This is a genomic window from Mesonia profundi (assembly GCF_031085155.1).
GTDB lineage: Bacteria > Bacteroidota > Bacteroidia > Flavobacteriales > Flavobacteriaceae > Mesonia > Mesonia profundi.
In genome coordinates this window covers 1-5,462 of the sequence record NZ_JAVHUL010000035.1, presented here as the reverse complement: position 1 = coordinate 5,462, position 5,462 = coordinate 1, and the positions used below count along the sequence as shown (strand labels likewise).

The following is a 5,462-nucleotide window of genomic DNA, read 5'->3' as shown; positions in this document are numbered from 1 at the left end:
AGAGAAAAATATCTTAAGTCTGCTGCAGGAAGAAGATGGAGAAAGAATAACATTAGGCCTCGTGGCGCAACTGAATAGCGCATCAGATTTCGGCTCTGAGGGTTGGGGGTTTGAATCCCTCCGAGGTCACTTTTAATATGCAAAACCTCTTGTAAATCAGGAGGTTTTGTTTTTTATGTGTAGACCTTTATGTAACTTTTTTAATTTATTAAAAAAAGATTACGTTTACTTAAATGATGGATGACAATTTCAATGTATAACTTTGGTAGAGTAATAGATCTAAAATAGACATAGGCATTAGTATTTGTTATTGCGTAAGAATTTATACAAGCCAAATCAATTTTCGAATTAGGATGTTCTATATATATATTCTTGAGAAATCTTCTGCTTGGAAAGTGTGTAGGTTTCCTAAATCAGCATTATAAAGTTTATGGAAGCATTAGATAAAATCACCTCTCAATTCGCATCAGCAATGTGGGGATTTCCTTTGATTATTTTATTAGTTGGAGGCGGATTATATTTACTTATCTTATCAAATTTCCTGCCTTTTAGATATTTAGGGCATGCGTTAGATGTCCTTAAAGGAAAATTTAATAATCCTGATGACCCAGGAGAAATCAATCATTTTCAGGCACTCTCTACCGCACTTTCTTCAACCGTTGGTATGGGGAATATTGCCGGCGTTGCCGTTGCCATTACTTTAGGTGGACCGGGTGCTATTTTCTGGCTTTGGGTTAGTGCCTTCGTAGGAATGGCTACCAAATTTTTCACAAATACGCTTGCAGTCATGTACCGCGGAAAAGATACTCAAGGGAAACTCCAAGGTGGCGTGATGTACTTTATAGAAGAAGGCCTGGGAAAGAAATGGAAGTTTCTAGCTGTCCTTTTCAGTATCGCTGGGTTGGTTGGCGCCCTTCCAGTTTTTAATGTCAATCAGCTCACTCAAGCCATCAATTTTATTTTACTAGAACCCAATGATATTGCTACTGGATTGGGCACTAATCTCATCATAGGAATCGTTCTCGTCATCTTAACTTCAGTCGTTATCCTAGGCGGTATACAGCGTATCAGCAAAACAGTTTCTCGCTTGGTACCAGCCATGATTGTCCTGTATTTTATTTCAGTAATCACCATACTTGTGGTCAATTTTGAGGTTGTTCCTCAATATTTTTCCATGATTTTTACAGATGCCTTTGCTGCGGAAAACTATAAAGGTGACCCAATGCTTGGCGGAGTTCTAGGAGGCTTGATTATCCTCGGAATCCGTAGAGGTGCTTTTTCTAATGAAGCAGGCATAGGAACCGCAACTATGGCGCATGGAGCCAGTCAAACTTCAGAACCAATTCGGGAAGGACTTGTAGCTATGTTGGGACCAGCAATAGACACCTTGGTGGTTTGTACATTAACTGCACTTTCTATTTTAGTTACGGGAATTTGGCAAACTTCAGATGTAAACGGAGTGAGTTTAACAGCAGCCGCATTTAAGGATTCTATTCCTTATGTGGGCGATTATATTTTATTGTTGTGTATTGCAGCTTTTAGCATTTCTTCCTTATTTTCTTTTTCTTACTACGGCACAAAATGTCTGTCATATCTTGCCGGTGCTGAATATAAACATTATTACAACTACGTCTATATTATAAGTATCTTACTGGGTGCAACGACTTCTTTGAGCGCGATGATCAACCTCATTGATAGTTTCTTTGCATTAATGGCTATTCCCACAATGATCGCGACCTTAATTTTAGCACCCAAGGTCATGAAGGAAGCTAGAAGGTATTTTAAAAAATATCTGGAGTAATGAAATTGTCGGTTTCTTCCCACTATGAAAGCAGTATTTTATAAGTAATGTTACGGATGGCCGCAGAATAAATATATATTTAAAATCATTAGTGTCCGATTAAAACATTACAGAATTCCGTTGATTCAAATATAAAAGGCGTTTAGAGGTTTTTTATTAAGTGACAGCTTGCTATTAAGTTTACCATTGAAATTTAAAAATTAATACGAATGCTTAATCAATTTAATCTAATTATCAGGTTATTAAGAATCAAGTCTTATGTCTTATCTCTTTCAGCGCCCGTCCAAACGGAACGGGCGGGCAGCGGCCCGCCCGAACGTATTGTTTCGATACGGGCAGGTCTTATATCTTAGTCGGACACGACTAATTTAAAATTGTATCAAAGCTGTGTTTCGAATTAGAATAATATTTGTAAACCGTTTCGGCTAATTTTATTTTCTCTGGCTTTTTAATATCAAAATTTCCATTTTTAGCTGATAAATCCATTCGTTATATTTCATATTTTTCAGTTTGATGGCAACGTTTTTCAGTACTTAATTTAGCAAATAGAGACCAAATAGAATTCCTATAAAGCAGAGTTGTTTCTCATATTTCATTTTTCCAGTTTCTTATCCGCTAATAATTTCTTGAAAAAGTTGGCAACTCTTGCAGCGCCCGTTTTTCCATCATCATCGATGTTCGATAAAATCACGACGGTATAATGATCATTCATGAAATCCATCAATTCGGTGTGAATGCCGTACCAACCACCGCTATGACCCAGAATAGTCTGATTATACCTTTGGTCGACATCAATTCCGTAGCCTACATGTGTGTTATATCCTTTTACTTTCGGTTTAAACATGAGTCTAGTCGTTTCTTCATTTAAAAGTTGAAAATTCCGTAAAGCTTTGGAGAAATGAAATAAATCTTTTGCAGTCTAATAATGAAAACCCGCTGGCGAGGCATTTGTTTAGTAGTAGTCATTCTTTTTTAGGGTTTTACTTTCTCCAAACATCGAAGTGAAGTGTAACCGCTCGCCTTATTTTTTACAATAGAATCCACGGCTAACTCGGTAGTATTTGGCATTCCGGCCGATTTGAAAATATGATTTTTTACATAATCGTAATAATTTTCACCAGAGACTTTTTCTATGATGACGAATCCCGTTCCGCTATAAGCGTAATCAGTGCCTGGGGTAAACAAAAGCGTGTCCTTGACAAAAAGTGGTACAAAATCTGATATTTTCCTATAGGCCGAATTCTTCATCTGATCACGGTCTGCGACATAAAAATTATGAAGTCCTGAAGTGTGGGTGAGTAATTGATGAATCGTTACGGAGTCTCTAACCAACTTATTGGGATAGTCCGGTAAATAGTTGCCAATAGGAGTGTTTAGCTTTAATTTTCCCTGCTCGTAGAGTTGTAAGGTCGCAACAGCGGTAAACATTTTGGTAATAGAGGCAATATTGAATTTCGTCTCGGTAGTATTCTTTATCTTAAATTCTATACTCGAATATCCGTAGGCGCGTTTCTGGATAATTTTATCCTTATGAGCCACTAAAATCACTCCCGAAAAATCCTCTTTGTTTAAATTCTCCAGAAATGTAGAGATTTCAAAATTTTTCTCGCTGTGGGATTGCCCAGAAGCTAAAACGCCTATAAATAAGGCGATGGTCGTTACGTAAATTCTTGATTTGAAATTCATTTATCTTCCGTTAAATCCGCATAATTCTATAATTCGTAAGCTCATCGGTTTGTCGCTACTGGTAAAAGTAAGAAAATTATAGGGAAGTTATTGAAATTCAGAAGTGCTCAAAAATAGGGAAAACAGATTTATTTCAGAAACTCTCTGCGTTGCCTAATAAGCCTATATTTAATTCAGAAAAGTCTTCTTTTAATTTTACATTTGGAAACCACTAAAAAGAATGTTACAATTGTTTTAGAATCCTAGTTTGTTGATGAAGAAAGAAAATAAAACAAAGCAGCCTTGGCCCACCAAAGAGGCGATGGAACAGGTGTATGAAAAGAAGCTTTGGGGGACTAATAACACTGATTTCTATTCGGGTCTAGGCTCGCATCATCCTAAAATTGTAAATCCCTATATAGAGATTCTAAGTTCGTTTTTGACTTCTTTTAAAAGTCCGCTTAGCCTATGTGATTTGGGGTGTGGAGATTTTAATGTCGGAAAAGAGTTGGTTTCGTACACTAAAAAGTATGTGGCGGTAGATATTGTCCCAGCTCTTATAGAACGAAATAAAGAAAAATTTAAGGAAGATCATTTAGAATTTCATTGCATAAATATTGCTGAAGCTGATTTGCCTTCTGGGGATTGTGCCATACTAAGACAAGTATTACAACATTTATCGAATGCGGAAGTAGAACGTGTGCTGACTAAGTTAATCGACTTTAAATATGTGATTTTAACAGAGCATATTCCAGAAGGAGATTTTACGTCCAATAAAGACATTATTTCTGGGCAAGGAACAAGATTGAAAAAGCAAAGTGGTCTCAACCTATTAGCTGCGCCTTTTAATTTTAAAGTAGTAGAAGTAAAACAATTGTTATCTGTTCGTTTACCCGACTTTAAAGGAGTAATTGTCACAACACTCTATAGATTTTTTTAAGTCCATACTACCTAACCAACTTTTTTTGAATTGTCGATTTTCACCGCTGTTTTACAACCCTTTATAACCACTCAAAAATGCACTCTTAACGATGTTTTTACGGAATAGCAGCATTTTTTTGTTTCGGGAGAGTTTCTTAAAGTCAGGATTTTATTGTAGAGCTAAGCTTTTGTTTTCCTCTATTTTTTTGTCCGTCCAATTCTGAATTTCTTTAATCAGCTTGTCATTAAGATTAAAGTCCGATTTGGTTTCTGCATCAACATTTTTTCCGTCTTCCGCCCACGAAATTGACCAAGCGTCAAAAAAGGAATCGTTTATGCAAGCACTACAAGTATGCAATTTTTTTCCTTCGTAAGTTCCAAAATTGGAATCACGAAGTTTAATTAAATAATATGCTCCAATGTAGTATCTCAATGTTTCTTCAGCTTGTAGCTAACGTCTTTGTGTATGAAAAGTTGCGATTTTGTGAACGAGGAATTTCCAACGGAAATTCAGCAGTTTGCAAAAAAGCAACAAACTTTGGTTAAGCTAAAAGTAGCAATTTTTTATACACGGTGTTGCCAGTAGTTGTGTGTCCTGTGTTGCTTCGGGATACAATTTAGTGATAAATGTAGGAACAACAAAACTGTAATTGAGATGAGAGTCTCATATATTTTCAGAAACGACCCCGGCACTGGTTTCGGGTGGAAGCACGAAAGAAGATTATGGGGATTGGTCTCTCGGCTGGGAGTGTATAGGCACACCAGACAAACCGCCTTATGGGGCTTGCCTTTCACGGGTCGGTCTTGAGCGATAAGGTCAAAGGCGCTACCGCTGTTATACTGTGAGTAGTCTGCTATGGTAGGAGCAAAGAAGCTGAACTAGATGTGAGTGAACCCTTGAAGAAGTGTCGTGAACAACTTCAGTATTGTCAAAATCGAAGGATGGGCGGTCCTGAGAGAACAGAACTTGACGTGATACCTATTTACTGGTCAAGCGGCAATCGGCATAAAGAGGGCAGGAGCTTTGTATACGGCTCAATTACGGAACAGGAGAAGCTAATGGGAAGTGCAAAAA

At 37.3% G+C, this 5,462-nt stretch carries 5 protein-coding genes and 1 tRNA gene; 3 read left to right on the top strand and 3 right to left on the bottom strand.

The genetic code is table 11. The annotated features are described in order from the left end of the window. The first annotated feature begins 55 nt into the window (after positions 1 to 55). Positions 56 to 129, top strand: a tRNA-Arg gene (locus RBU60_RS11615). Positions 130 to 430: 301 nt separating this feature from the next. Further along, positions 431 to 1,801, top strand: coding sequence for an alanine/glycine:cation symporter family protein (locus tag RBU60_RS11610; RefSeq protein ID WP_308865218.1), 1,371 nt, complete (start codon positions 431 to 433; stop codon positions 1,799 to 1,801). 592 nt (positions 1,802 to 2,393) lie between these two features. Here RBU60_RS11610 and RBU60_RS11605 read toward each other — a convergent pair. Together RBU60_RS11605 and RBU60_RS11600 are read right to left on the bottom strand one after the other, a co-directional pair. Further along, entirely contained in the window at positions 2,394 to 2,645 is a 252-nt protein-coding gene (locus tag RBU60_RS11605) for a serine hydrolase domain-containing protein (protein WP_308865217.1), read from the bottom strand. A gap of 128 nt (positions 2,646 to 2,773) precedes the next feature. Continuing rightward, positions 2,774 to 3,487 carry a serine hydrolase domain-containing protein gene (locus tag RBU60_RS11600; RefSeq protein WP_308865216.1) on the bottom strand — a complete coding sequence of 238 codons (714 nt, stop codon included), beginning with the start codon at positions 3,485 to 3,487 and terminating at the stop codon, positions 2,774 to 2,776. Positions 3,488 to 3,740: 253 nt separating this feature from the next. Here RBU60_RS11600 and RBU60_RS11595 point away from each other — a divergent pair, with 253 nt between their 5' ends. Next, on the top strand, positions 3,741 to 4,406 hold the full coding sequence (locus RBU60_RS11595; protein WP_407660204.1) for a class I SAM-dependent methyltransferase: 666 nt from the start codon (positions 3,741 to 3,743) through the stop codon (positions 4,404 to 4,406). A 150-nt stretch (positions 4,407 to 4,556) separates the two neighbouring features. On the opposite strand, the gene RBU60_RS11590 is transcribed toward RBU60_RS11595, so the two are convergent. Next, a complete protein-coding gene (locus tag RBU60_RS11590) occupies positions 4,557 to 4,820 on the bottom strand; it encodes a hypothetical protein (protein WP_308865214.1) in 264 nt (87 codons plus the stop codon). Between the last annotated feature and the right edge of the window lie 642 nt (positions 4,821 to 5,462).